Origin of the sequence: Curtobacterium sp. MCJR17_020 (assembly GCF_003234365.2) — a bacterium.
Classification (GTDB): Bacteria; Actinomycetota; Actinomycetes; order Actinomycetales; family Microbacteriaceae; genus Curtobacterium.
Map to the genome: position 1 here is coordinate 1,721,997 of NZ_CP126260.1, position 22,914 is coordinate 1,744,910.

The window sequence follows — 22,914 nt, forward strand, 5'->3', positions numbered from 1 at the left end:
CCAGAGACCACCGAGGGGGAACCGATGGCATCACCGTGGACCGGCATCATCGAGGACGCGCGACACTACCCGTCGCCGCACAACTCGCAACCGATCGTCGTGCGCGTCGAGGACGACCGCACCGCGACCGTGTTCTACGACCTGCGACGGGGGTTGCCGGCAGAGTCCTTCGGCATCCCGTTCGGGCACGTCTGCGCGGGGGTGTTCCTGGCCGGGCTCGAGGTCGTCGCCCGGGCGCACGGCTTCACCGTGCAGGAACGGCTCGACCACGCCGAGATGGACTTCGGCCGGCTGGACGCCGGCTCGCCGCAGGGCGCGGACGACGACCACCTGCACCGCCTGGGCAGCGTGACCCTGCGTCCGCGGGCGGTCACGGCGGACGACCGGGAGGCCCTGGCCCGCTTCCTCGCGCGGCGCACCTCACGCAGGCCCTACGACGCCACCCTGGTGGACGACGCCGCGATCGAGGCCGCGTCCGCCATCGCGACGGCAGCCGGGCAGCGCTTCCGCACCACGTCCGACCGGGCGACCGTCGACGAGATCGTGCGGGTCAACCAGGAGACCCTGTTCGACGACCTGCGGCACGACGCCGTGCACGACGAGATCCTGCACTGGCTGCGGTTCTCGAAGCGGCAGGCGGCGACGACCGGCGACGGGCTGTCGGCCGAGACGATGCTCATGCCCGGACCGGTGCTCCGGTTCGCGATGGAGCACCGCGGGCTCTGGGAAGCACCCGGCGTCGGCGGGGTCTTCAAGCGCGTGTACCTGTCGACGATGCGCGGCGTGCGGCAGGTCGGTTGGCTCGAAGGGCCGTTCCGCACCCCGGCAGAGTACGTCGAGGCCGGCCGGGTGTTCATGCGGATCTGGCTCGAGTTCACCGCGCGGGGGATCGCCCTGCACCCGTTCGGCACCGTGATCACGAACCCGCGGTCGCACGCCGCCTTCGTCCAGCGGGCCGGCGTCGACGAGTCCGACGGCCGGATGGCGTGGATGCTCTTCCGCTTCGGGCACAGCGCGCCACCGCCGTTGGCACACCGCAGACCGGCGGCCGCGATGACGGTCGGGGGTGCACGGTGAAGCGCGCGGCGGTCTTCACGGTCGTGTGGGTCGTCGAGACCTTCGTGGCGCTGTTCATGCCGCGGGTCGGCACCCACAAGCTCCTGCTCACGCCGGGCATCGAGCCGCTCCGCTGGACCCTCGGACGCTGGCGTGCCTGGCGGACCGTGGAGCGGGCTGCGAAGCGGGTGCCCGCGTACGGGGCGTTCCTGGCGGAGGCGGGGCGGGCCTCCCGTCCGTTCCGTCTCGACACGCGTGGCGGGATCGCCGCGGCGATCTCGGGGCTGCCCGAGATGGACAAGGAGTCGTACGTCAAGCGGTGGAGCATCCCCGAGCGGTGCGTCGACGGGCGGCTGCCGCGGCGCGGGGTCGTCGTCGACGAGTCGAGCGGGTCGAGCGGCACGCCGACCAGCTGGGTGCGCGGGCCCGACGAACGGCAGGCCACACGGCAACTGCTGCAGCTCGGGTTCTCGCGCACCGCGAAGGACCTGCCGAAGCAGCCGTTCGTGCTCAACGCGTTCTCGCTCGGGGCGTGGGCCACGGGCATGAACGTGACGGCGTCGCTCACCGAGTCGTCGATGATCAAGTCGATCGGGCCGGACCGCGACAAGATCGTGCAGACGATGCGCGAGTTCGGCACCGACTTCACGTACATCATCTGCAGCTACCCGCCGTTCCTGAAGGCGCTGTTCGAGGACGACCGGCTCGACTGGAGCGAGTACACGATCGTCGCGGCGTTCGGTGGCGAGGGCATCAGCGAGAACATGCGCGCCCACATCGAGCAGTACGCGCAGGCCGTCCTCGGGTCGTACGGGGCGAGCGACCTGGAGATCAACCTCGGCATCGAGACGCCGTTCAGCGTGCAGCTGCGCCGGGCGATCGCGACGTCGCCCGAGCTGTCCGCCGCGCTGACGAAGCAGGCCGAGTACGGCGTGCTGCCGATGGTGTTCCAGTTCAACCCGTTCGGGTACCTGATCGAGACGAACGAACTCGGCGAACTCGTCGTGACCATCACCCGATCCGAGAACATCAGTCCGCGGATCCGGTACAACATCCACGACCGCGGGCACGTCGTGCGGATGCGTTCACTGCGGCAGACGCTCCGCGCACACGGCTTCGACGAGCTCGCCGACGCCGCCGAGCTCGACCTGCCGCTGCTGTTCCACTACGGCCGGTCCGACCTGTCCGTCGACTACAACGGCGCGGTCGTCGCACCCGACGTCGTGCGCGACGTGGTCTACGGCGACCCGGAGCTGCTCGAGGCCGTCGAGAACCACCGGCTCATCAGCTACGAGGACGACCGGGGCGACCGCCAGCTGCACATCGCGTTCCAGCTCGCTGCGGGCGCCGGGTCCTTCGACTCGGACGCGGCGCGCCCCGCGGTCATCGCCGAACTGCGGCGGCTGAACAAGGACTTCTCGAACGCGATCCGGACGGCGCCGCCCGGCACGCTGCCGACGGTGGCGTTCTACCCGTACCGGACTGGGCCGTTCCGCGAGGACGGCAAGAAGCTCAAGAACGAGTACGTGTGGCAGTTGCCGGCCGGCTCGGTGGAGCAGTGGGAGCTCGACCTGGCGTGGGTCGCGCCGAAGGAGGCGTGAGCGGGGGCGGTGCGGTGCGGTTCGGTGCGAGGTTCCGTCTTCGGTGCGACTCCCGGCGGGGCGCACCGGGTACGGAACCCCGCACCGTTCGCGCTAGCCGTACTGCGGCGGCCAGTCGAAGGGGGCCGGCAGGCGCGGGACCTCGCCGATCGTCGTGACGATCAGGACGACCTCGCGCCGGTTCGTCAGCTCGATGGACCGTGGGTTGCCGATCGTCCGGCGCCCGTCCACCCACACCGTGAGCTCGCCGCGCAGGCCGCCGACGTGTTCCGGACCGAGCGAGACGCCCCACTCGTCGAAGAACTGGCCGAGCGTGAACGTCTGCTCGGTGGGGGACTCGACGTGCACGATCCCCGAGGTGTCGTGCGTGTGGATCTCGGCGGCGAACTTCCCCCGGTCCGAGTGCCCGATGTTCGCCGGGACCGTCACCGGGGTGTCGCCGTCGAGGATCGTCAGGTGGGTGTGGACGTGCTCGGCGAGCCGCTCGCCCCACACGTTCCGCAGCCCCGCCGCGTCGGCACGGGCGGACAGGTCGGTCGGGCGTGGCCAGGGCGGAGCGTCGCGCGACGTCCCCGCCCCCGGCGTGGCACAGCCCGACAGCAGGAGGAGTGCGGCCACCGCGACCGCGACGACGCGGGTCCTCACCAGCGGTCGTGGACCGTGGCGCGGAACCACGTGTCGTAGAGGTCGCGCACCGTGGCGTCCAGGCCGTCGATCTCCGGCAGGTCGCCGGCCGCCGCGTTCGACCGGGCCTGCTCCGGGTTCCGTGCTCCGGGGATCGCCGCGGTCACGCCGTCCTGCGCGATGACCCACGCGAGCGCCGCCTGCGGCACCGAGACGGCGTCGGGCAGCGACGCTGCGAAGGTCTGCGCCGCGCGCACGCCGTCGTCGTAGTCCACACCGCTGAACGTCTCGCCCTGGTCGAAGGCCTCGCCGTGGCGGTTGTAGTTGCGGTGGTCGCCCTCGGCGAACGACGTCTCCGTCGTGTACTTGCCGGACAGCAACCCCGAGGCCAGCGGGACGCGCGCGAGGATGCCGACCCCTGCCTCCAGGGCCGCCGGCAGCACGCGGTCGAGCGGCTTGAGCCGGAACGCGTTGAGGATGATCTGGACGCTCGCGACGCCGGGCCGGGCGATCGCGGCGAGTGCCTGGTCGGCGGTCTCGACGCTGACGCCGTAGGCGGCGACCGAGCCGTCGGCGACCAGCGCGTCGAGGGCGTCGTACACGGCGTCGTCGCCGATGACCTCGGACGGCGGGCAGTGCAGCTGCACCAGGTCGAGCGTGTCTTGTCGCAGGTTCGTGCGGGAGCGGTCGACCCACTCGCGGAAGTTCGCCGCGACGTAGTTCGCCGGGACCTGACCGGCGCGGCGACCCATCTTCGTCGTGACCGTCAGCGGCACGTCGGGGTTCGATGCGCGCCACGAACCGATGAGCTGCTCGCTGCGACCGTCGCCGTACACGTCGGCGGTGTCGAAGAGGGTGACACCGGACTCGACCGAGGCGTCCATCACGGCGTTCGCGTCCGCTTCGCTCACCGGACCCCAGTCACCGCCGAACTGCCACGTACCGAGACCGATGGGGGAGACTTCGCGGCCGGTGCGACCGAGGGTGCGACTCTGCATGCCGCCGAGCGTAGTCAGTGGGTTCCGGCGGTCGCTCAGCCGATCGTGGAGACGCCGCGGCGGAGCAGCGCGCGGGCCGCTCGAGCGCGGGGGATGACCCACACCGCCGCCCACAGGACCATGCCGGCCCAGAGCAGGATGAGCATCGTCGTGATGAGGGCGTCGTGCTGGTCACGCATCGACCACGTCATCGCGATCCACAGCGTGCCGAGGACGACCTTGCCCCAGCCGGCTCCTTCGCGGTCGGCCTGCGCCTGCACGAGCGGGATCCACAGCTCGGCGGGTACTCCGACCGGGATCTGGCCCTCGGCGACCCAGTCGCGGACCAGGACCGAGTTCTCGTACCCGCCCTCGGCGCGCCACGACCGCAGCTGCAGGTACACGGCGATCGCGGCACCTGCCGCCGCGGACGGGATGCCGACGGAGACCAGGACGGTGGTGGTCGCCTCGGTCCACGACGACAGCACGAGCATGACGAGGACGACCGCGAAGGCGGCACCCGTCACCCCGGAGCCGAGGAGCCGCAGCCGCCCGGATTCGTCGAGGACACCGGCACCGTTCACGAGGGATACGGTACGCGCCACCCCCGGGGTTCTCGGGTGCGGTGCGCCCCGAGGTTCCGAAATCTCGGCATCTCGTGGCCCCGTTCGATCGGGATCGGCACCTCGGCGATCGTCGCGCGGCGTGTCCTGGAACCTCACCGCGTCCTTCGGGTTCGGACTGGAGGCCCGTCCGGCGTCGTTCTCCACAGATGCGCCCGATCGTGGTCGGGCCCGGCACCTCGTGCGCAATGCTCTCGTGATGGGGAGCCGAGCACGACACGACCACTCGCCGAGGCCGTTCCTGGTGCGGCAGGCACTGGCCGCCGGAGCGAAACCGTCACGCTTGACCCGTCGCGACCTCAGGGCACCGATCCACGGTGTCCGCGTCGGAGCGGACGTGCCCGTGACGGTCGTCGAAGCGATCGCCGTCGTCCTCCGGAGCGACCAGTTCGTCAGCCACACCACGGCCGCTCGGCTCTGGGGAGCACCACTTCCGTCGCGTCTCGACGACGAACTCGTGCACGTGACGGCGATCGGGACCGCGCCGATCATGCGTCGGCCGCAGGTCGTCCCGCACCGGACACGCGTCGAGGGCTTCCGGCCGGATCTCGTCCGTGGCATCCCGGTCAGCCCTCCGGCCCGCGCGTGGTTCGAGTCGGCATCGCTGCTCACCCCGGTCGAGCTCGTCGTCCTCGGCGACTACCTCGTCGGCCCGAGCGGGCTCGCCACCATCGACGGACTGGCGGCCGCGGTCGTCGCGGGGAGTCGCTCGGCACGACGAGCACGAGCGGCGTTGGACAAGGTGCGGGCGGGGGTCGAGTCGCCGATGGAGACCCGTCTCCGGCTCGGAGTCGTCGACGCCGGGTTCCCGGAACCCGAGGTGAACGTCGACGTCGTGGACGACCACGGTTCGTTCCTCGGCCGAGCAGACCTCGCCTGGCCGACGCTCCGGATCGCCCTCGAGTACGACGGCGACCACCACCGTGACCGCCGGACCTTCCAGCACGATCAGCGCCGGTCGAACGGGTTCGCGGTGAACGGCTGGATCGTCATCCACGCGACAGCTGCCGACACCGGGCGTCCGGCCGTGCTGTTCGAGCGACTCCGACAGGCGTTCGTCCAACGCCAGGTCGAGGGTCGGGCCCGCCGCGCGGCCTGAAGAGGCTCCGAAGCACCCCGATGCCGGGCGGACCTACTGCGCCGAGGTTCCACGACTCGCCGTGCGCTCATCGCCGAGGTTCCACGGCGACACGCTCGGGGCCTCGAGATGCCGAGATTTCGGAACCTCGGGGGACGGGGACGGGGACGGGGACGCGACGGGCTCCGCGCGCGTCAGCTGTGCGCCAGGAGCCAGCACATGCCGGCGGCGGCGAAGGCCATCGCCCAACTCACCAGGCTGCCGATCAGGAAGTACTCCGCCTGGTAGCCGGTCGTCTCGCGTCGGATCTCGGGGAACCGGACGATGCCCTTGGCCGCGATCAGTGCGGCGACCACCGGGAAGGCTCCCGCCACCGCGAACCCGGCCAGCAGCAGCCGTTCGATCGGGCCGATCAGGCGTCCGCCCTTGAGGCGCACCGTGCTGTCCCCGGACTGTTCGGCGTCGGCGTCGGAGCGTCGGCGTCGCCCGAACCGGCGGCGGAGGTCATCGGCCTCGGCGCCCGTGGTGGCTCCGCGCTGCAGTCCCGGCGGGAGTGCCTGGGCGACGACCACGTTCGCGGAGTCGACGAGGAACAGCGCCGAGCCGACACCGCCCACGACGGCGGCGAGCGGAACGGCGTCGACGAACGCCAGGCCCGAGCCGTCGTGCCAGTCGACCACGAAGCCCGCGCCGTCGGGCAGCGGCCCCCAGAGCAGCAGCACGGCGACGGCGACGGCGAGCAGGACCGCGGGCCAGGACCCGGACCGCCGCAGCCGCCCCCGGGTCGTCGGCGCGTCACGGTCGTCGTCGTCGGCGGTCCCGGCACCGGCTCGGACCGGCGCGGTCGTGGCGATCCACGCCGCCCCGAGCGCCACCGTGACGAGGACGCTCCACACCGGGACGCCGAGACCGAGCCACGCCACGGCGGACACCCCGGCCCACAGCACGACGACCGAGATGGTGGTCAGCGTGCGTTGCTGGTGCGCGTCGGCACCGGTACGAGCCCGGACGACGTCGCCCAGACCGATGAGTGCGAGGAGGACCCCGGCGAGCATCAGCGTTCCTGTCCCACGAGTACCCGGAGGCCCTCGACGATCGCGGCCACGCCCGACTTCTGCACCGACTGGGACACCGCTGACGGGGTGATCCCCTCGGTCGCGGCGATCTGCGCCTGGGTCCGGCCCTGGACGAGGCCGAGCGCGATGCGTCTTGCCCGGGGTGTCAAGCGGGCCAGGACGTGGTCGCGGCTGAGGAAGTAGGCGTTCACGAGTCGCTCCTCGGTGCCGTGGCGATCGTCGGACGCGTGGAACCACGACCGGAGGAAGGACGTCCTGCCGTCTTCACGGCGGTGCGTCTCGTTGATGGCGTCGCGGGCGGACCACCAGGCCGGGCCGTCCTGGAGCGGACCGCTCGTGCCGGACCCCACCGTCCGCACCGTCCCGCGACCCATCCCGAGCCGGACCTGCACCGTCGGTGGCAGCGCGAGCATCGCGGCGGTGCTGGCGACGAGCGCGTCGGTGAGCGTGGCGTAGATCACCTGGAACTCGTCGCCGACGGTCGCGTGCACCGGGTCCACCGGGGTGACGTCGGTCGTCTCGCGGAACGCCTGCTCGACGTCGCGCTGTGCGGCGGGGCGGTCGTCGAGCGTGCGTGAGTCGACGAGGTCGAGGATCACGGCGTAGACGGGCTCGTCGGACATGGGTTAAGTGTACGGCTTACTATCGGCGAAATGAAGCCGAGCGCTGAACTGGCCAGCAGCCGGGCTGTCCAGCGCAACGATACGGGGGATCGACCTCTAGGATCGTGTCGCGGGCTCTTAGCTCAGTTGGTAGAGCACTTCGTTTACACCGAAGTGGTCGGCGGTTCGAGCCCGCCAGAGCCCACCGCAGACGCGATCACGGGGGGTCCGATGAACAGCCGACGACACGAGCCGGTCCGACAGCACTCCGTCGACTCCTTGCCGGGAACGAGTGGGAACCCGGTCGCGCCGTTCCAGCGCGACCACCAGCCCGGACAGGGTCCGATCCGTCACGACTGGGTGTACCTCGTCCCGATCGGCGCGGTCCTGATCGGCGGGGTCATCGCGTTCTTCGTGTGGGGGAACTGACCTCGTGAACGGTCGACCCGGGTTCGTCCGACTGTTCGCTGGACTGATCGGTGCGGTGATCGTGTCGGCCGTCGCCCTCACCGGCTGCTCGGACGGTGATGCCGCGCCACGTGCATCGCCGAGTGCGCACCCGACCGGAGCGTCGACGACGCCGCGTCCGAACCCGACGACCGACGCGGCAGACTACTTCTCGATCCTGCGGCAGCCGGCCACCGCCGCGGACGCGCTGGCCGAGGAGGACCGGACGACCGCTGCTGCCGACATGGTCCCGGACAGTGCACGGTTCGCGGTCGAGCGCGACGGCACGAAGTACTGGATCGCTGCCGTCGCCGACGGCGGAGCGTGCCTGATCGCACGGAACGATGACCCCGACAGTGTCGACAACTACGCGGTGTGCGCCGGCGGGCAGGATCTCGAGCCGGCATCGGTCATCACGAGCATGATCGACGAGCAGGAGCACCAGACCCTCCTGGTGTCCGACGGCTACACCAGTGGCGGACCGGACCCGCTCCAGGAGCTCGCCCCCAACGTCTGGGTGTCGGCGCCCGGGGACTGACCCACACCGCGATCAGGATGCGACGCGGTGCGACGAGGTCGTTGTCGAACGACGTCGACCTCGTCGTTCCGCATCGGGTCAGCGCCGACCAGCGCCCCCAGCGCCCGCGTCAGCCGCCCACCACGTGCGGGTACTCGTCCGAGCGCCCCTGGAACGCGAGGATCGCCGGGTTGCGCACGTGGCCGTCCTCGATCTCGACGGCGCGTCGGATCGTGTCCGAGTCGGCCCACGACGACGGGCCCTCCATGACCGGTCGGAGGAACGGCATGAGCGCCTCGCTGATCTCCCACGTCGTCGAGTTCCAGAGCAGCGACGGGCTGTGGTCGACGGCGTAGTAGTTCGTGCTCTCGCCGACGGTGATCATCGGTTCCGCGAAGGTCGTCGCCTGCGCCCACTCGAACCCCATCCCCACGTCGATCGAGACGTCGACGATGAGGCTGCCCGGACGGAACACGCCCAGGTCCTCGGTGCGCAGGTACGTGAGCGGAGCGTTCGGGTCCTGGAGCGTGCAGTTGACGACGATGTCGTTCTCGGCCAGGTACGGCGCCAGCGGCACCGGACCGTCCTCGGTCTTCACCGTGTTGCCGCTGGGGTCGTGGTCGTCCTGGCTGATCTGCAGCATGTCGACGGAGGGGATCGGCGACCCCACGGCCGCGATGTCGCGGTTGGTCAGGACGCGGACGTCGTGGATCCCGTGGGCGTTCAGCGCGGTGACGGCACCGCGGGCGGTGGCCCCGAAGCCGATCACGACCGCGGTGAGGCGGCGGCCGTAGTCCCCGGTGGAGCCGCAGAGCTGCAGGGCGTGGATGACGGAGCAGTAGCCCGCGAGTTCGTTGTTCTTGTGGAACACGTGCAGGCTGAAGCCGCCGTCCGACCGCCAGTGGTTCATCGACTCCCACGCGATGAGGGTCAGGCGCTTGTCGATCGCGACCTGGGTGAGGGCGGGGTCCTGCACGCAGTGCGGCCAGCCCCACAGGACCTGTCCGTCCCGCAGGTCCTCGAGGTCGGACACCTGGGGTTTGGGCAGCAGCACGACGTCCGACGCGGCGATGACTTCGTCACGGTCCGCCACGGCGCCGACGAGGGGTTCGAGTTGGTCGTCCGTGACGCCGAAGCGGCGACCGTACCCGCGTTCCAGGATGATGTTCGCGCGCAGATCGGGGTCGATGCGCTCGAAGTGGGCGGGATGGATCGGGAGGCGGCGTTCGTCGGGTTTCCGCGACTCGGCCAGCACCCCGAGGTGCAGCAGCGGCGATGCTGCCGGTGTTTGGGTCATGGTGCACTCTACGGCCGCTTGCCGCCGCCGAGCGGCCGAGTCGCCGAGCCGCCGAGCCGCCGGGCGGCCGAGCGGCCGAGCGGCCAAGTCACCCGCGGCGGTCGCCGAGCGCCGTGAGCACCAGGGTCTCCATGTCGGGGCCGTCCTGGGCCCCGTGGTCGATCAACAGCCCGTGCATCCCGGCCGACCGGGCCGCCTCCACGTCGTGCGCGACACTGTCCCCGACGAACAAGCAGCCGCTCGGCTCGACGCCGAGTTCGGCGGACAGGGTCTCGAACGCTCGACGGTCCGGCTTCTGCACTCCGATCCGCTCCGAGGTGCACACGACGTCGACCGCGTCGAGCAGGCCGGTCCGGCGCAGTTTGTCGACCTGCTGCGTCTCGGTGCCGTTCGTCAGCACGCCGATGCGGTACCCCCGCACACGGAGCGTCCGCAGCAGCGGCAGGCACCCCGGGTACGCGCGCCACGATGCCTCGTAGTGGTGCCGGTACGCCTCGAAGAGCTCGTCGAGCCTCCGGTCGTCGGCGGGGATCGGCACGCCGAGCGCGGGCAGCACGGCCCGCAGCCGTTCGCGCCGCTGCTCGGGGAAGCTGATCTGCCCGGCTCGCCACCGCTCGAACTGCTCGGTCTCGGCGGCGAACCAGCGGGCGATGGCGAACGCCGAGGCGGGCACGTCGAGCGACTCGAGGAACCGGGCGGCACCGGCGGTCGCTGCGCCACGGTGGTCGAACAGCGTCCCGTCGAGGTCGAACCCGACCGCTCGCAGATGCGCCATGTCCTCAGCGTAGGGACGGCGACCTCGCCGACCTGACGTGCTGCGGTTCTCCGCACGATGTGGGCCGGCCCGTCGGAGCTCGGCCAGGATGCACTGGGAGGCGTCGTCCTGCCGGAAGAGGAGTCACCCCATGCGGGTCCTGAGCTACGTCCTGCTCATCGTGCTGATCACGGCGCTCACCCTCGGGGGCACCCTGCTGGCGGTGTTCGAACTCAGCGACGTTCCGGACGTCCTGATCATCGCGGTGAGCGTCAGCATCCCGATGTTCGTCGTCGGACCTGCGGTGGTCGGGTCGTTGGCGGGCTACTGGGACCACCGGTCGTCCACGGACAGTTCCCGGTACCTGCGGTGGTGGCTGCTGGGCGTGGTCGCCGTGGACGTGGCGGGTGCGGTGGTCGTCGTGCTCGCGTCGGTCTCGGCCGGCGCGCCGGTCTGGGTGCCGGTCGTGCTGATCGGGGGAGCGGCGGTGCTGCTGGTGATCGCGCGGCCACTCGGTGCGCTGTTCCGGCGCACGGAGCCGTCGCCGTCGGCGTACCCGGTCGGCTACCGGTTCGGACCGGCCGAACTCCGCCACACGATCGTGGTGATGGCGGTGACCTTCGGCGTGTCCATCGTCGTCGTGACGATCGGCGTGGTGGTCCTGGCCGCCTTCACCGGGGACGACCCCGCTGGACTCACCCAGGCGGCCTTCCTCGCCGGCCAGCTGGTCTTCACTGCGACCGCGTTCGCGGCCCTGCTCCAGTCGCTGCCGTTGAACGGGCTCTTGCGGGCGTCCGCCGGCCACGACCTCGGTCGGCTCCGCCGGTTCTCGAAGATCGTGCTCCGCGGCGCGGACCTGCCGCTCGACCCGGCTGAGCAGGTCGGCGCCGTCCGGTACGCCACGGTTGTCCCACTCGCGCTGCGGTTCCAGCTCGTGTACATCGGCTTGCTCTACACGGCGCTCGCGTTCCAGATGGTGTCGACGTGGATCCGCGGCGACCTCGGGATCCTGCCGCCGGTGTTCCTCGTGCTCATGGTGGCTGTGCTCGTCTGGATCGTCCCGCTGACGCTCCGCCGGATCCGCCGTGCGACGGCCTACGCCGCGCGGCACGCGGACCTGGTCGACATCGACCAGACTTGATCCGTGTCCCAGACGATCCACTTCCACCAGAAGCACCACGACGCCGTCCAGCGCGGCGACAAGGTCACGACGGTGCGATGGAACGAGGACGTCCGCACCGGCCCCGCGGTGTTCGTCTTCGACGAGCACCCCTCGGCGACCCCGTTGGCCGGCCAGGTCACCGAGGTGACCGACCACCGGTTGACGGAACTCACCCCTCGGGCGGCGCACCAGCCGGCCGACACCGACATGGTCGAGTTCGCCCGGCAGCTGCGCGCCAACTACTACCCGGACATGCCGGACGACGCGGTGGTCCAGGTCGCGGTCATCGCGCTCGACGCGACACCGCTTGCGTGACGTCCGCCAGGGCGGTGGACGGGACGACCTGACGGGCGGGAGGCGCGGTCCGGGCCCGCCCCGCGCCTCCCGTCCGCCCGTCGGCCCTGCCCAAGGCGCGTGGCAGGATCAGCCGTCGGTCTCGCCGTCGACGCAGTCCTCGACCTGCTGCGCGAGCTGCGAGTCGTCGCTGAAGGAGTTCGGCGCCGCGGTCGCGGCGGTGTCCGACACCGCGTCCTGCGCGGTGTCGTTGACGGCGTAGAGCGGCCCGTCGAAGTCGTCGGCGGTCGGGTCGGCGGTGCTCGCCCAGACCGAGACGGCGTCTTCCTCGTCGTCCTCGTTCGTGTCGTCGTCGCCCTTCGGCATGATCGTCGCGCCGAGGTACCAGCCGCCGTCGCCCTTCTGGATGTTGGCGGCGGTGACGGTGTCGTCCGGGCCGACGGCGTCCGCGATGAGGTCGACCGCGGCACCCGAGGCGAGGTCGCACTCGGCGGCCTGCGACTTCTCCTCGGAACCGGGGAGCTGCCCGACGGGGTTCGGGTTCTGGGCTCCGCCGGGGTCGCAGCCGGTCAGCAGGAAGGCGATGGTGGCGGCACCGAACAGCGCGGCGGTGGACTTCGTTCGCGGGGACATGGCCGGGACGGTAGGCGACGGTCGGTGCACAGCGACCCAGGTGCGTCCGGCCGGTCAGCGGTGCAGCGTCGTCTTCGGGTACTCCCCGTAGCGGGTCGTGTACTCGGCGGAGAACCGGCCGAGGTGCGCGAAGCCCCAGCGCCGGGCGACCTCGCTGACCGAGCTGCTGGCGGCGTCCAGGCGGAGCAGGTCGCCACGGACCCGCTGCAGCCGGACGGAGCGGACGTACGCAGACGGCGGCATCCCGAACAGCCGCTGGAACGACTCCTGCACGGCGCGGACGCTCAATCCGGACACGGCCGCGAGGTCCGACACGGCGATGGGTTCCGCGGCGTGCTCGTGCACGTGGTCGACCGCGCGGCGGATACGGGCGTTCCGCGGTGCCCACAGGGCGCTCGACGGTTCGGCGGCCTTCGGCGGGTAGAGGGCGAGGAACGCGACGGCCACGGCGCGTGTGGCGTCCGACCACGCGGTCGTCGCGACACCGTGCTCGGCGAGCACCCGCCGCGCGGACTCGAGGACCTGACGCCACCGGGTGACGGCGTCCGCGGTCGGTGCGGTATGCTCGTCGAGGTGCAGGCCGCCCGAGGGCAGGCCGTGGCGCTCCTCGGCGACGGAGCGGACGAAGGCGCGGTCAAGGTGGACCATGACCGCGTCGTGGTTGCGGGCCTCGACCACGGCGTGTCGTTCGGTGGGCATCAGTGCGGGGGTGCCGTTGTCGACCGCTCCACCGCCGCGGAGCAGGTCGAGCGAGACGACACCGCCGAGCACCAGGACGACGACGTACGCGTCGTCGGGGGCCACGGTGCCGCGGACGTAGCCGCGCATCTGCGACCGGCGGAGCGTCACGTTGCCGTCGCCGACGGCCAGGTACCGGAACGAGTACGCGCCGGTGGTCGGGCGCGTCTGCCAGGCGGTGCCCGTGACGAGGCCCGGCAACTGCTCGAGGGCCTGCTCGGGCGTGGACGCCGAGGCTTCCAGGCGGACCGGCGTGACCGCGGTCACGGTGGTGCGCTCGGGGGTGTTCGCGGATGACGTCTCGTCGACGGATTGCTGCGGCACGGTGAATATCCCTGATCGTCTCGAGGAACACAGGAGTTCCGGCGACCGGGGTCCGGGGCAGCTGCCGCAAAGCTACGTCGGTCCTGCTCCGGGCACAAGAGCGGGGATGATGCTCCTGTCCCGAGCTGCGCGCGCTCTCCTACGTTCCGTGACGAATCACTGCGCTGCGTTACGTCGCCGCTCGTGCGCGTCGCTCGCTCGTGTTTGCATCGCTCCACTGACGAGGGAGTGTTGCATGACGCACGTCGAACGCACCGCCCGCGCGGCCACGGTGCCGCTGCGGATCGCGGTGTTCTCGCACGGCACCGAGGCGCCGCCGGCGACCCGGGCCTACCGCGAGGAGCTCGAGCTGTTCACCGCGGCGGAACGCCTCGGGTACGACGGGGCCTGGGTCCGCCAGTTCCACTTCCGGCACGACGACGCACCGGCTCGCGGCGGACTGCCGTCCCCGTTCGTCTTCTTCGCCGCCCTCGCTGAACGGACATCCTTCCTGCGCCTCGGGCTCGGCGCGGTCACGCTGCCGCACGAGGACCCGGTCCGGGTCGCGGAGGACGCCGCCGTCCTCGACGCGATCAGCGACGGCCGGGTGGAACTCGGCGTCGCGAACGGTGGTGGCCCGGAGACCCTCGACGTCTTCGCGCCCGGTCTGGTCGGCGCCGACCAGGACACCCGTCGTGCAGCGTTCGACGAGCAGCTCGCACGGCTGCTCGACGCGCTGCGTGGTGCGTCACTCGGCACGGGGACCGCACGCCTCAACCCGGACGGCAGCGGGCTGCTCGACCGGATCTGGGACGCCACGCTCAGCGCCGAGAGCGCCGCCATCGCCGCCCACCGTGGGCACGGGGTGCTGATCGGCACCACGCAGACCGTGCCGGCCGAGGTCACCGCGGACGCCTACTACGCCGCGCTGCCGGACGACGCCGTTCCCCGCGTCGCACTCTCGACGGCGATCTACCCGGCCCCGGACCGCGAGACCGCGCTGCGCGAAGCGCGTGCGGGCATCGAGGCGAAGTACGCGTGGGGCGAGTCGTTCCTGCCGCCGGCGACGACCCTGGCCGAGAAGGCCGCGTCGCTCAACCTGCACTACGGCACGGCCGACGACATCGCGGAGTCGATCGCGTCGAAGCCGTACTCCCGCTACGCGACGCAGCTCAACGTGCAGGTCGACGACGGCTACGCCGACGTCGGTGCACGGACGGACGCCCTCGCGCTGTTCGCCGAGCAGGTGGCCCCGCGGCTCGGCGCCGTCCTGGCCCACGAGGCGGTGACGGCATGACCCGCGACGGCGGCCTGGTGCTCGGCGGGATGGTGTTCTACCCCGGCGGCGAGCACGTCACGAGCTGGCGCCTGCCGGGCAGCGAACCGGACGCCTACCTGGACGTCGAGTACTACGTCCGGTTCGCGCAGACGCTCGAGCGCGGTGGGTTCGCGACGCTGTTCATCGCCGACGAGCTGTACGTCTGGGACCGCTTCGCGTCGGGCATCGACCACGCCGTGAACATCCGCACCGAGCCCTTCACCCTGCTCGGCGCCCTGTCGCAGCGGACCGAGCACATCGGGCTCGCCGCGACGGTCTCGACCACCTACAACGAGCCGTACCACGTGGCCCGGAAGCTGGCGTCGATCGACCACCTGAGCGAGGGCCGGGCCGCCTGGAACCTCGTCACGAGCGCCTCGGACGAAGAGGCCTGGAACTTCGGTCGCGACGCGAACCTCGACCACGCCGTCCGGTACCGCCGGGGCGCAGAGTTCGTCGACGTCGTGCAGGGCCTCTGGGACAGCTGGGACGACGACGCGTTCCTCTACGACCAGGAGTCCGGGTACTTCGCGAAGCGCGACGGACTGCACGTGCTCGACCACGAGGGCGAGTTCTTCCGCGTGCGCGGGCCGCTCAACATCGCCCGGCCGCCGCAGGCCCACCCGGTGCTGTTCCAGGCCGGGGCGTCCGAGGCCGGCCGTGCGCTGGCCGGTGCGAAGGCCGAGGGCGTCTTCACCCTCTGGCAGGACGACCTCGCCGACGCGCAGGCCCTGTACGCCGACTACAAGCGCCGCGCCGTCGAGCACGGACGTGACGCGTCGTCGATGCTCATCCTGCCTGCGGTGTCGCCGGTGATCGGCGACACCGAGGCCGACGCGCTGCGGCAGCTCGACGAGATCGAGGAGCTGACCCCGGACCGCGTCTCGCTCGACCTGCTGTCCCACTACCTGCAGACCGACCTGTCCGACCGGCCGCTCGACGCACCGTTCGAGCACGTCTTCGACGAGACGGCGATCAACCAGTCGAAGTCCGTCTACGAGTCGATCCGCCGCATCGCCGCCGAGGCCACCACGCTGCGCGAGGTCTACCGGACGATCCTGCGCCGTCGGTTCCTGCCGGGCACGCCCGAGCAGATCGCCGACTGGCTGACCGAGCGGTACGAGCAGGACGCCGCCGACGGCTACATGCTCGCGTTCTCGTCGATCCCGGTGAGCGTCGACCGGTTCGTCGACCAGGTCGTGCCGGAGCTCGAGCGTCGTGGCGTGTACGACCGCGCGTACCGCGGCGACACCCTGCGGGATCACCTCGGGCTGGCGCGACCGGAGAGCCGGTACGACGGTTCGGCGGCCGTTCCCGCGCCCGCGGCCGTCGACCAGGAGGCGTCCGCATGAGCGGCCGCATCCTGCTGGGAGCCTTCGCCTTCCACCCGGGCGGCGCGCACGTCACCGGGTGGCGGCATCCGTCCTCGCGTCCCGCCGAGCACCTGAGCATCCGGCACCACCGGCACATCGCGCAGACCGCCGAGCGCGGGGTGTTCGACACGCTCTTCCTCGCCGACGGCCTGTACTTCTGGGACCGGTACCCGTCGGGCGTCGACCACTACGGGGCGCTGCGGCCCGAACCGTTCACGCTGCTCGCCGCGCTGTCCCAGGTGACGTCGCGGATCGGCCTCGCCGCGACCGTGTCGACGACGTACAACGAGCCGTACCACGTGGCCAGGACCCTCGCCTCGCTCGACCACCTCAGCGGGGGGCGAGCCGCGTGGAACCTCGTCACGAGCCGCTACGACGAAGAGGCCCGCAACTTCGGTGGTGACGCCCACATCGACCACTCTCGGCGGTACGAGCGCGGTCGCGAGTTCGTCGACGTCGTGAACGGGCTGCTGGACAGCTGGGACGACGACGCGATCGTGGCCGACCCGGCGTCCGGGGTCTTCGCGCACCGCGACGGCCTGCACCGACTCGACCACGAGGGCGAGTTCTTCCGGGTGCGCGGGCCGCTCAACATCGCCCGGCCGCCGCAGGGCCACCCGCTGCTGTTCCAGGCCGGCGGGTCCGAGTCCGGGCTGGAACTCGCCGCGGACACGGCCGACGCGGTGTTCACCCGGGGCGGTTCCACCGCGGACGTCCGACGCTTCGTCGACGACCTGCGCGCCCGGGCCGTCCGGCACGGCCGCTCCGCCGACGCGGTGAAGATCATGCCGTCGGTGATGCCGGTCGTGGGGGAGACCGCCGCCGATGCCCGAGCCGAGGCGGACGCGATCCTCGCCCTGACGCCGGACGCCCTCATCCTCGAGGACGTGTCGCACCAGATCGGGCAGGACCTGTCCGGCCGCGACGTCGACGTGCCGTTCGACTACGCCGAGGAGTTCGACACCTCGAACGAGACCCGCTCGCCGAAGCCCGCGGTCGACCGGCTGCTCGCCGACGGCCCGGCGACGCCCCGCGACGTCTACGCGTGGTCGTACCGCCGCAGCCTGCTGACGGGCACCGGACCGGAGATCGCCGACCGGTTCGAGGAGCTCGCCGACGACGGTGGCGCCGACGGCTTCATCGTGCAGTTCCCGTACCTGCCCGGCGGGATCGACCGGTTCGTCGACCACGTCGTGCCGGAACTGCAGCGCCGCGGCCGGACCGCCACGGCGTACGACGACCTCACCCTGCGCGAGCGCTTCGGCCACCCTCGGGTGCCGGACCGCGCGCACCGCTGACCGCTCCACCCCCTCCCAGCACCGCACCCCTGCACCCCGAACCCCCTAGGAGTCATCCGTGACCGTCGACCTCACGTCGCGGCGGCGTCGCCTCAAGCGCCTCGCCCTCGCGGCCACCGCGTCCGCCCTCGCCCTCACGCTCGCCGCGTGCTCGTCCGGCGGCGACGCCTCGCCCGGATCGTCCTCGGACAGCGGCACCTACACGCTCGGACTCCAGGAGCCCGACAGCACGATCAACCCCCTCACCACCTCGGACTACAACGCGATGTTCATCGTGGGGCTGGCGTCCGAGGGACTGCTCAGCCAGGACGCGAAGGGCAAGCTCGAGGGCCGTCTGGCCGACTCGTGGAAGGCGTCGTCCGACGGACGCACCTGGACGGTGCAGCTCCGCGACGACCTGCAGTTCTCCGACGGTGCCGCCCTCACGAGCAAGGACGTCGTCGCGACGTTCGACTCGATCATCGGCAAGGACAGCCAGTCGCCCGGCAAGTCGAGCTTCGACGGCATCCTGCAGTCGGTCTCCGCCGACGGTGCCTCGACCATCGACTTCACGCTCGCCAAGCCGTACGCCGACTTCCCGTACCTGTTGACGGGTTCGAACACGACCATCCAGCCGGCCGGTTTCGACGCTTCGACGAACTGGGCCAAGCAGCCCGTCGGCGCCGGGCAGTTCGTGCTGACGAAGTACTCGGCCGGCCAGGGCGCCACGTTCACGAAGAACCCGGACTACTGGGACGCGAAGGACGTCGATCTCGACGAGGTCGACGTGAAGTTCTACGCTGACGACCAGGCCCAGCTGCTCGCGTTCCAGAGCGGGGAGATCGACCAGATCGCCGCAAGCCCCACCGCGACGTCGACGCTGCAGGCCTCGGACTACACCGAGACCGAGCCGTACTTCAACAAGTTCGACGGCATCTTCCTCGACGTCACCAAGGCGCCGTTCGACGACCCGAAGGTCCGTGAGGCCTTCGCCCTCGCGCTCGACCGCGAGGAGATCGTCAAGACGGTCTACGGCGGCGCAGCCGAGGTCGGCAACGACACCACGTTCTTCCCGAGTTCGGCGATCCAGCCGAAGGGGCTCGAACAGCGCGAGCAGGACAAGGCGAAGGTCGCGGACCTGCTCGGCGGCACGACCGTGTCCTTCGAGATCACGACGCTCGACGCCGAGAAGGCCCTCGCCCAGGTGGTGCAGCAGCAGCTCGAGGCGGTCGGCGGGTTCGACGTCACCCTCAAGGTGTTGACGAGCGCGCAGTACTACGCCGACGGCGACGACACCCCGTGGCTGAACGCGCCGGTGACGATCACCAACTGGGCGCAGCGCCTGCCCGCGCAGTACGTCGACCTGATCTACCGCGACGGCGCCGTCTGGAATGCCTCGAAGTACTCGAGCCCGGAGCTCGAGCAGCTGACCGACCGGTACGAGTCGACGACCGACGACTCGGAGCGGCAGGACCTGGCGAACCAGATCGCCGAGATCGAGTGGACCGACCTGCCCGTGATCGTCCCCGCGTTCGCGTCGAGCAGCATCCTGCTGCAGAAGCGCGTCACGGGCACCTTCCGGTCGGGGCAGGACTTCTCGGGCGGGTTCGACTTCCGGGGCATCGGGGTCACCGCGTCATGAGCACCGCGCGCCGCCGTCGTCTGCTGACCCTGGTCGGGCAACGGGTCGTCCAGATCCCGCTCGTCCTGGTCGTGGTCTCCGTCCTGACGTTCTGGCTCGTCCAGGTCGTGCCGGGTGACCCGGGCCGGAACGCCCTCGGGCAGTACGCGACGGCGGCGCAGGTGCGCGCGTGGAACGTCGACCACGGGCTCGACGGGTCCCTCGTCAGCCGGTACCTGCACTGGATCGGCGGGTTCGTCACGGGGGACTGGGGCACGAGCTTCGTCTACTCCGAGCCGGTCCGCGACCTGGTGCTCGGCCGCCTCGGCAACTCCCTGCTGCTCGGCGCGTACGCGTTCGTCATCATGGTGCCGGTCGCGATCACGCTCGGCGCCGTGCAGGCGTACCGGCAGGGACGCCGCTCCGACCGGGCCGTCACGGTCGGGCTGCTGACGATCTCGGCGGTGCCGGAGTTCGTCGTCGGGATCGTGCTGCTGCTCGTCTTCGCGGTCTGGCTGCGGGTGGTGCCGGTGCAGGCGTCCGGTGCGCTCGACGCCGGGTTCGGCGAGCGGCTCCGGGTGCTCACACTGCCCGCCGTGGTGCTCGCCCTGGCGTACCTCGCCGTCCTGACCCGGATGGTGCGTGCGGGGACGATCGAGACCATCCGGTCGCAGTTCCACCGCACCGCCGTGCTCAAGGGCCTGACGACCGGTCAGGTCGTCCGCCGGCACGTCGTCCGGAACGCGCTCATCCCGACGTTCTCGGTGCTCGGCATCTACCTCGGCACCCTGCTCGGCGGCAGCGTCATCGTCGAGACCCTGTTCTCCTACCCGGGCCTCGGCGCGTTGCTCGTGTCGGCCGCCGAGCGCAAGGACGCCCTGCTGCTCGAGAGCGGGGTGATGCTCGCCGGGGCGCTCTCGCTCGGCGCGCTCCTGCTCACCGACCTGCTGTTCGTGGTGGTCGATCCCCGGATCCGCTTCGAACGGGCGGCCACCGCATGACCGCCGTCGTCCCCGGCGCCGTCGAGACCGACGCCCTCGCCGGACGTCCGCCGGCGTCGACCACCACGGGCACCGCACGGGTCACCCGCCGCGGGTGGCGCGGACTGCTCCGGCGTCCCACGTTCCTGGTCTCCGTGGCGGTCCTGCTCTGGTGGGTCGTCCTGGCCGTGGGCTGGCACCTGCTCGGCCTGCAGCCCTTCGCCCGCACCGGCGAGCTCCTGCAGGCACCGAGCGCCGCGCACTGGTTCGGCACCGACTCGCTCGGTCGCGACGTCTTCGCCCGTGTCGCCGCCGGAGCCCGGCCGGCGCTCGTCATCGGTCCGTTCGGCGCGGCGCTGGCGACCGTCGTCGGCGGCACCCTCGGCCTGCTCGCCGGCTACCACCGCGGCTGGGTCGACACCGCACTGATGCGGTTCTTCGACGTGCTGCTCGCGTTGCCCAGCCTGATCTTCCTGGTCGTCCTCGTCGGCGCCTTCGGCGTGTCGACGCCCGCGCTCGTGCTCATCGTCGGCGTGCTCTTCGCCCCGGGCATCGCACGGATCGTCCGCGCCGCGGTGCTCGTCGAGATGGGCAAGTCCTACGTCCAGGCCGCACGGCTGCAGGGCGAGAGCGCCTTCCGGGCGATGGTCACCGAGTTGCTGCCGAACGTGGTCGGGGTCTTCGTGGTCCAGGCGGTCCTGAGCCTCGGTGCCGCGATCTTCATCACCGCGTCGCTGTCGTTCCTCGGGCTCGGTTCGCAACCACCGGCCGCCGACTGGGGGCTCGACATCAACGCGAACCGCGCCTACCTGCAGGCCGCGTGGTGGACGGTCGTGTTCCCGGGTGTCGCCGTGGCGTCGATCGTCGTGTCCGCGAACCTGATCGCCGACAACCTCAAGGAGGTCTCCGAGTGACCGAGCAGACCGGCACGCGCGAGCAGCCCCGGACCACCGGCACGACCGACGCACTGGTCCGCGTCGAGGGGCTCACGGTGTCGTACCGCGGCACCCGGGTGGTCGACGACGTCGCGTTCGCGATCGAGCCCGGTGGCTCGTACGGGCTCGTGGGCGAGTCCGGCTCCGGCAAGAGCACCGTGGCCGGCACGCTGACGGCGTCGCTCGGCCCGGACGCCGCCGTCGGGTCGTCGGCGCTGGTCGTCGACGGCGTCGACGTCGCGTCCTTGCGCGGTGAGCGCCTCCGGCGGTTCCGCCGCGACGTCGTGGCGGTCGTCCACCAGGAACCCGGCCTCGCCCTCAACCCGACGATGACGGTCGGGCGCCAGGTCGCCGAGGTCCTGCGCGCCACGGGCTCCGGCCGCACGGCTGCGGACACCGCGACGATCGAGTCGTTCACGCGGGTCGGCCTGCCGTCACCGACGACGATCGGCGTGCGGTACCCGCACGAGCTGTCCGGCGGTCAGCAGCAGCGGGTGGCGATCGCCATGGCCCTGGTGGCCCGTCCGCGCCTGCTCGTGCTCGACGAACCCACCACCGGCCTGGACAGCACGGTCGAGGCGGGCATCATGGCGCTCATCGACGAGCTCCGGACCGAGATCGGCTTCGCGACCCTGCTCATCAGCCACAACCTGCCGCTGGTCGCCGCGCACTGCGGCCGGGTCGGGGTGCTCCGCCACGGGGTGCTCGTCGAGGAGGGCACCGCGGCCCAGGTGCTGCTCCACCCCACGGAGCCGTACACCAAGCAGCTCGTCGACGCCCTGCCCGACATCACGACGGGCAAGGCGGGAACGGCGGGCAAAACGGGGACGACCGCCGAGACCGCGCAGCACGACGTCCTCGCGACGATCAGGGGCCTCCGCAAGGAGTACGACGGCGCCGTCGCCCTCGACGGCATCGACCTCGAGGTGCGCCGCGGTGAGGTGCTGGGCGTCGTCGGGGAGTCCGGCTCCGGCAAGACGACCTTCGGCCGAGCCCTCGCCGGACTGGTCCGACACGACGGCACGATCAGGCTGGACGCCGGCGACGAGACGCCGACCGGTACCCCACCCGTGCAGGTCGTGTTCCAGAACGCGGACGCCTCGCTCAACCCGCGGCGCACGGTCCGACAGGTGCTCGGACGGGCGATCCGGCTGCTGCACGGCGACGGCACCGCCGAACAGCTCGCGGCGCGTGTCGGGCTGCCCGCCGACGTCCTCGACCGCCGGCCCGCGCAGCTGTCCGGCGGGCAGAAGCAGCGCGTGGCCATCGCCCGGGCGTTCGCCGGACCGGTGCCGCTCGTGGTGTGCGACGAACCGACGTCCGCCCTCGACGTCTCGGTGCAGGCGCGGATCCTCGACCTGGTGCTCGACCTGCAGCGCACCACCGGCACGACCTGCGTGTTCATCTCGCACGACCTCGCCGTCGTGCGCCGGGTCGCCGACCGCATCGCGGTCTTCGACGGCGGTCATGTCGTCGACGTGGGCCCCGCGGAGCGGCTGTTCGACGCAGACGCGCACCCGCGCACCCGCGAGCTCGTCGCGGCCGCGCTCGACCTGCGCCGGCGCGCCGGTCTGGTGGCTCCCGCGGCCTGAGCGGGGCCTGAGACGTGCGCCCTGTCGGTCGCGTTC

23 protein-coding genes and 1 tRNA gene are annotated in these 22,914 nt (G+C 71.6%); 15 read left to right on the plus strand and 9 right to left on the minus strand.

Annotated elements, in window-relative coordinates; genetic code table 11:
• Positions 1-24 precede the first annotated feature (24 nt).
• The gene (locus DEJ14_RS08155; protein ID WP_111085689.1) at positions 25-1,077 is read left to right on the plus strand and encodes a nitroreductase family protein; all 1,053 of its coding nucleotides are present in this window, start codon (positions 25-27) and stop codon (positions 1,075-1,077) included.
• The gene (locus DEJ14_RS08160; RefSeq protein ID WP_258373286.1) at positions 1,074-2,657 is read left to right on the plus strand and encodes a phenylacetate--CoA ligase family protein; all 1,584 of its coding nucleotides are present in this window, start codon (positions 1,074-1,076) and stop codon (positions 2,655-2,657) included. The genes DEJ14_RS08155 and DEJ14_RS08160 overlap by 4 nt, the downstream gene beginning before the upstream one ends.
• Before the next feature lie 93 nt (positions 2,658-2,750).
• Here the strand turns inward: DEJ14_RS08160 and DEJ14_RS08165 are convergent, their stop codons facing one another.
• Genes DEJ14_RS08165 through DEJ14_RS08175 form a run of 3 tightly spaced genes read right to left on the minus strand, consistent with a single transcriptional unit; the run spans position 2,751 to position 4,842 of the window.
• Positions 2,751-3,302 (minus strand): hypothetical protein, encoded by a 552-nt coding sequence (locus DEJ14_RS08165; RefSeq protein ID WP_111085688.1) that lies wholly within the window; start codon positions 3,300-3,302, stop codon positions 2,751-2,753.
• The gene (locus DEJ14_RS08170; RefSeq protein ID WP_111085687.1) at positions 3,299-4,279 is read right to left on the minus strand and encodes an aldo/keto reductase; all 981 of its coding nucleotides are present in this window, start codon (positions 4,277-4,279) and stop codon (positions 3,299-3,301) included. Before DEJ14_RS08170 ends, DEJ14_RS08165 begins: the two co-directional genes overlap by 4 nt.
• Before the next feature lie 35 nt (positions 4,280-4,314).
• The gene (locus DEJ14_RS08175; protein ID WP_111085686.1) at positions 4,315-4,842 is read right to left on the minus strand and encodes a hypothetical protein; all 528 of its coding nucleotides are present in this window, start codon (positions 4,840-4,842) and stop codon (positions 4,315-4,317) included.
• Between the two features lie 382 nt (positions 4,843-5,224).
• Here DEJ14_RS08175 and DEJ14_RS08180 point away from each other — a divergent pair, with 382 nt between their 5' ends.
• Complete coding sequence (locus DEJ14_RS08180) at positions 5,225-5,980, plus strand: putative endonuclease domain-containing protein (RefSeq protein WP_146249772.1); 756 nt, start codon at positions 5,225-5,227, stop codon at positions 5,978-5,980.
• A 173-nt stretch (positions 5,981-6,153) separates the two neighbouring features.
• Here the strand turns inward: DEJ14_RS08180 and DEJ14_RS08185 are convergent, their stop codons facing one another.
• Positions 6,154-7,014 (minus strand): hypothetical protein, encoded by an 861-nt coding sequence (locus DEJ14_RS08185; protein WP_111085684.1) that lies wholly within the window; start codon positions 7,012-7,014, stop codon positions 6,154-6,156.
• Complete coding sequence (locus tag DEJ14_RS08190; protein WP_111085683.1) at positions 7,014-7,658, minus strand: SatD family protein; 645 nt, start codon at positions 7,656-7,658, stop codon at positions 7,014-7,016. Before DEJ14_RS08190 ends, DEJ14_RS08185 begins: the two co-directional genes overlap by 1 nt.
• Positions 7,659-7,769: 111 nt before the next feature.
• On the opposite strand from DEJ14_RS08190, the gene DEJ14_RS08195 reads away from it, so the two are divergent.
• From DEJ14_RS08195 to DEJ14_RS08205, 3 genes are all read left to right on the plus strand, one after another.
• Positions 7,770-7,842 (plus strand) — tRNA-Val (locus DEJ14_RS08195).
• A gap of 26 nt (positions 7,843-7,868) precedes the next feature.
• Positions 7,869-8,066 (plus strand): hypothetical protein, encoded by a 198-nt coding sequence (locus DEJ14_RS08200; RefSeq protein WP_146249771.1) that lies wholly within the window; start codon positions 7,869-7,871, stop codon positions 8,064-8,066.
• A gap of 4 nt (positions 8,067-8,070) precedes the next feature.
• Positions 8,071-8,622: a hypothetical protein gene (locus tag DEJ14_RS08205; RefSeq protein WP_111085681.1), complete on the plus strand. Its 552-nt coding sequence runs from the start codon at positions 8,071-8,073 to the stop codon at positions 8,620-8,622.
• A gap of 109 nt (positions 8,623-8,731) precedes the next feature.
• Here the strand turns inward: DEJ14_RS08205 and DEJ14_RS08210 are convergent, their stop codons facing one another.
• On the minus strand, positions 8,732-9,898 hold the full coding sequence (locus DEJ14_RS08210; RefSeq protein WP_111085680.1) for a N(5)-(carboxyethyl)ornithine synthase: 1,167 nt from the start codon (positions 9,896-9,898) through the stop codon (positions 8,732-8,734).
• Between the two features lie 88 nt (positions 9,899-9,986).
• Entirely contained in the window at positions 9,987-10,673 is a 687-nt protein-coding gene (locus DEJ14_RS08215) for an HAD family hydrolase (RefSeq protein ID WP_111085679.1), read from the minus strand.
• A gap of 130 nt (positions 10,674-10,803) precedes the next feature.
• On the opposite strand from DEJ14_RS08215, the gene DEJ14_RS08220 reads away from it, so the two are divergent.
• Together DEJ14_RS08220 and DEJ14_RS08225 are read left to right on the plus strand one after the other, a co-directional pair.
• Complete coding sequence (locus tag DEJ14_RS08220; protein ID WP_111085678.1) at positions 10,804-11,793, plus strand: hypothetical protein; 990 nt, start codon at positions 10,804-10,806, stop codon at positions 11,791-11,793.
• A 3-nt stretch (positions 11,794-11,796) separates the two neighbouring features.
• Entirely contained in the window at positions 11,797-12,129 is a 333-nt protein-coding gene (locus DEJ14_RS08225; protein WP_111085677.1) for an ASCH domain-containing protein, read from the plus strand.
• Between the two features lie 108 nt (positions 12,130-12,237).
• On the opposite strand, the gene DEJ14_RS08230 is transcribed toward DEJ14_RS08225, so the two are convergent.
• Complete coding sequence (locus DEJ14_RS08230; RefSeq protein WP_111085676.1) at positions 12,238-12,741, minus strand: hypothetical protein; 504 nt, start codon at positions 12,739-12,741, stop codon at positions 12,238-12,240.
• Between the two features lie 54 nt (positions 12,742-12,795).
• Positions 12,796-13,803: a helix-turn-helix transcriptional regulator gene (locus DEJ14_RS08235; protein WP_111085675.1), complete on the minus strand. Its 1,008-nt coding sequence runs from the start codon at positions 13,801-13,803 to the stop codon at positions 12,796-12,798.
• A gap of 235 nt (positions 13,804-14,038) precedes the next feature.
• Here DEJ14_RS08235 and DEJ14_RS08240 point away from each other — a divergent pair, with 235 nt between their 5' ends.
• The 7 genes from DEJ14_RS08240 to DEJ14_RS08270 are packed head-to-tail and all read left to right on the plus strand — an operon-like array spanning position 14,039 to position 22,878.
• Positions 14,039-15,079, plus strand: coding sequence for an LLM class flavin-dependent oxidoreductase (locus tag DEJ14_RS08240; protein WP_181437560.1), 1,041 nt, complete (start codon positions 14,039-14,041; stop codon positions 15,077-15,079).
• On the plus strand, positions 15,076-16,452 hold the full coding sequence (locus tag DEJ14_RS08245) for an LLM class flavin-dependent oxidoreductase (protein WP_111085673.1): 1,377 nt from the start codon (positions 15,076-15,078) through the stop codon (positions 16,450-16,452). Before DEJ14_RS08240 ends, DEJ14_RS08245 begins: the two co-directional genes overlap by 4 nt.
• Positions 16,449-17,771, plus strand: coding sequence for an NtaA/DmoA family FMN-dependent monooxygenase (locus DEJ14_RS08250; RefSeq protein ID WP_111085672.1), 1,323 nt, complete (start codon positions 16,449-16,451; stop codon positions 17,769-17,771). Before DEJ14_RS08245 ends, DEJ14_RS08250 begins: the two co-directional genes overlap by 4 nt.
• Positions 17,772-17,829: 58 nt before the next feature.
• A complete protein-coding gene (locus tag DEJ14_RS08255) occupies positions 17,830-19,392 on the plus strand; it encodes an ABC transporter substrate-binding protein (protein WP_111085671.1) in 1,563 nt (520 codons plus the stop codon).
• Complete coding sequence (locus tag DEJ14_RS08260; protein ID WP_111085670.1) at positions 19,389-20,372, plus strand: ABC transporter permease; 984 nt, start codon at positions 19,389-19,391, stop codon at positions 20,370-20,372. Before DEJ14_RS08255 ends, DEJ14_RS08260 begins: the two co-directional genes overlap by 4 nt.
• The gene (locus DEJ14_RS08265; protein ID WP_111085669.1) at positions 20,369-21,265 is read left to right on the plus strand and encodes an ABC transporter permease; all 897 of its coding nucleotides are present in this window, start codon (positions 20,369-20,371) and stop codon (positions 21,263-21,265) included. Before DEJ14_RS08260 ends, DEJ14_RS08265 begins: the two co-directional genes overlap by 4 nt.
• The gene (locus tag DEJ14_RS08270) at positions 21,262-22,878 is read left to right on the plus strand and encodes an ATP-binding cassette domain-containing protein (RefSeq protein WP_181437559.1); all 1,617 of its coding nucleotides are present in this window, start codon (positions 21,262-21,264) and stop codon (positions 22,876-22,878) included. Before DEJ14_RS08265 ends, DEJ14_RS08270 begins: the two co-directional genes overlap by 4 nt.
• The last annotated feature ends 36 nt before the right edge of the window (positions 22,879-22,914 follow it).

Coding starts and splice junctions, on each gene's coding strand:
- DEJ14_RS08155 (WP_111085689.1), top strand. CDS start 25: ATGGCATCACCGTGGACCGGCATCATCGAGGACGCGCGACACTACCCG.
- DEJ14_RS08170 (WP_111085687.1), bottom strand. CDS start 4,279: ATGCAGAGTCGCACCCTCGGTCGCACCGGCCGCGAAGTCTCCCCCATC.
- DEJ14_RS08185 (WP_111085684.1), bottom strand. CDS start 7,014: ATGCTCGCCGGGGTCCTCCTCGCACTCATCGGTCTGGGCGACGTCGTC.
- DEJ14_RS08190 (WP_111085683.1), bottom strand. CDS start 7,658: ATGTCCGACGAGCCCGTCTACGCCGTGATCCTCGACCTCGTCGACTCA.
- DEJ14_RS08200 (WP_146249771.1), top strand. CDS start 7,869: ATGAACAGCCGACGACACGAGCCGGTCCGACAGCACTCCGTCGACTCC.
- DEJ14_RS08210 (WP_111085680.1), bottom strand. CDS start 9,898: ATGACCCAAACACCGGCAGCATCGCCGCTGCTGCACCTCGGGGTGCTG.
- DEJ14_RS08215 (WP_111085679.1), bottom strand. CDS start 10,673: ATGGCGCATCTGCGAGCGGTCGGGTTCGACCTCGACGGGACGCTGTTC.
- DEJ14_RS08220 (WP_111085678.1), top strand. CDS start 10,804: ATGCGGGTCCTGAGCTACGTCCTGCTCATCGTGCTGATCACGGCGCTC.
- DEJ14_RS08230 (WP_111085676.1), bottom strand. CDS start 12,741: ATGTCCCCGCGAACGAAGTCCACCGCCGCGCTGTTCGGTGCCGCCACC.
- DEJ14_RS08240 (WP_181437560.1), top strand. CDS start 14,039: ATGACGCACGTCGAACGCACCGCCCGCGCGGCCACGGTGCCGCTGCGG.
- DEJ14_RS08245 (WP_111085673.1), top strand. CDS start 15,076: ATGACCCGCGACGGCGGCCTGGTGCTCGGCGGGATGGTGTTCTACCCC.
- DEJ14_RS08250 (WP_111085672.1), top strand. CDS start 16,449: ATGAGCGGCCGCATCCTGCTGGGAGCCTTCGCCTTCCACCCGGGCGGC.
- DEJ14_RS08260 (WP_111085670.1), top strand. CDS start 19,389: ATGAGCACCGCGCGCCGCCGTCGTCTGCTGACCCTGGTCGGGCAACGG.
- DEJ14_RS08265 (WP_111085669.1), top strand. CDS start 20,369: ATGACCGCCGTCGTCCCCGGCGCCGTCGAGACCGACGCCCTCGCCGGA.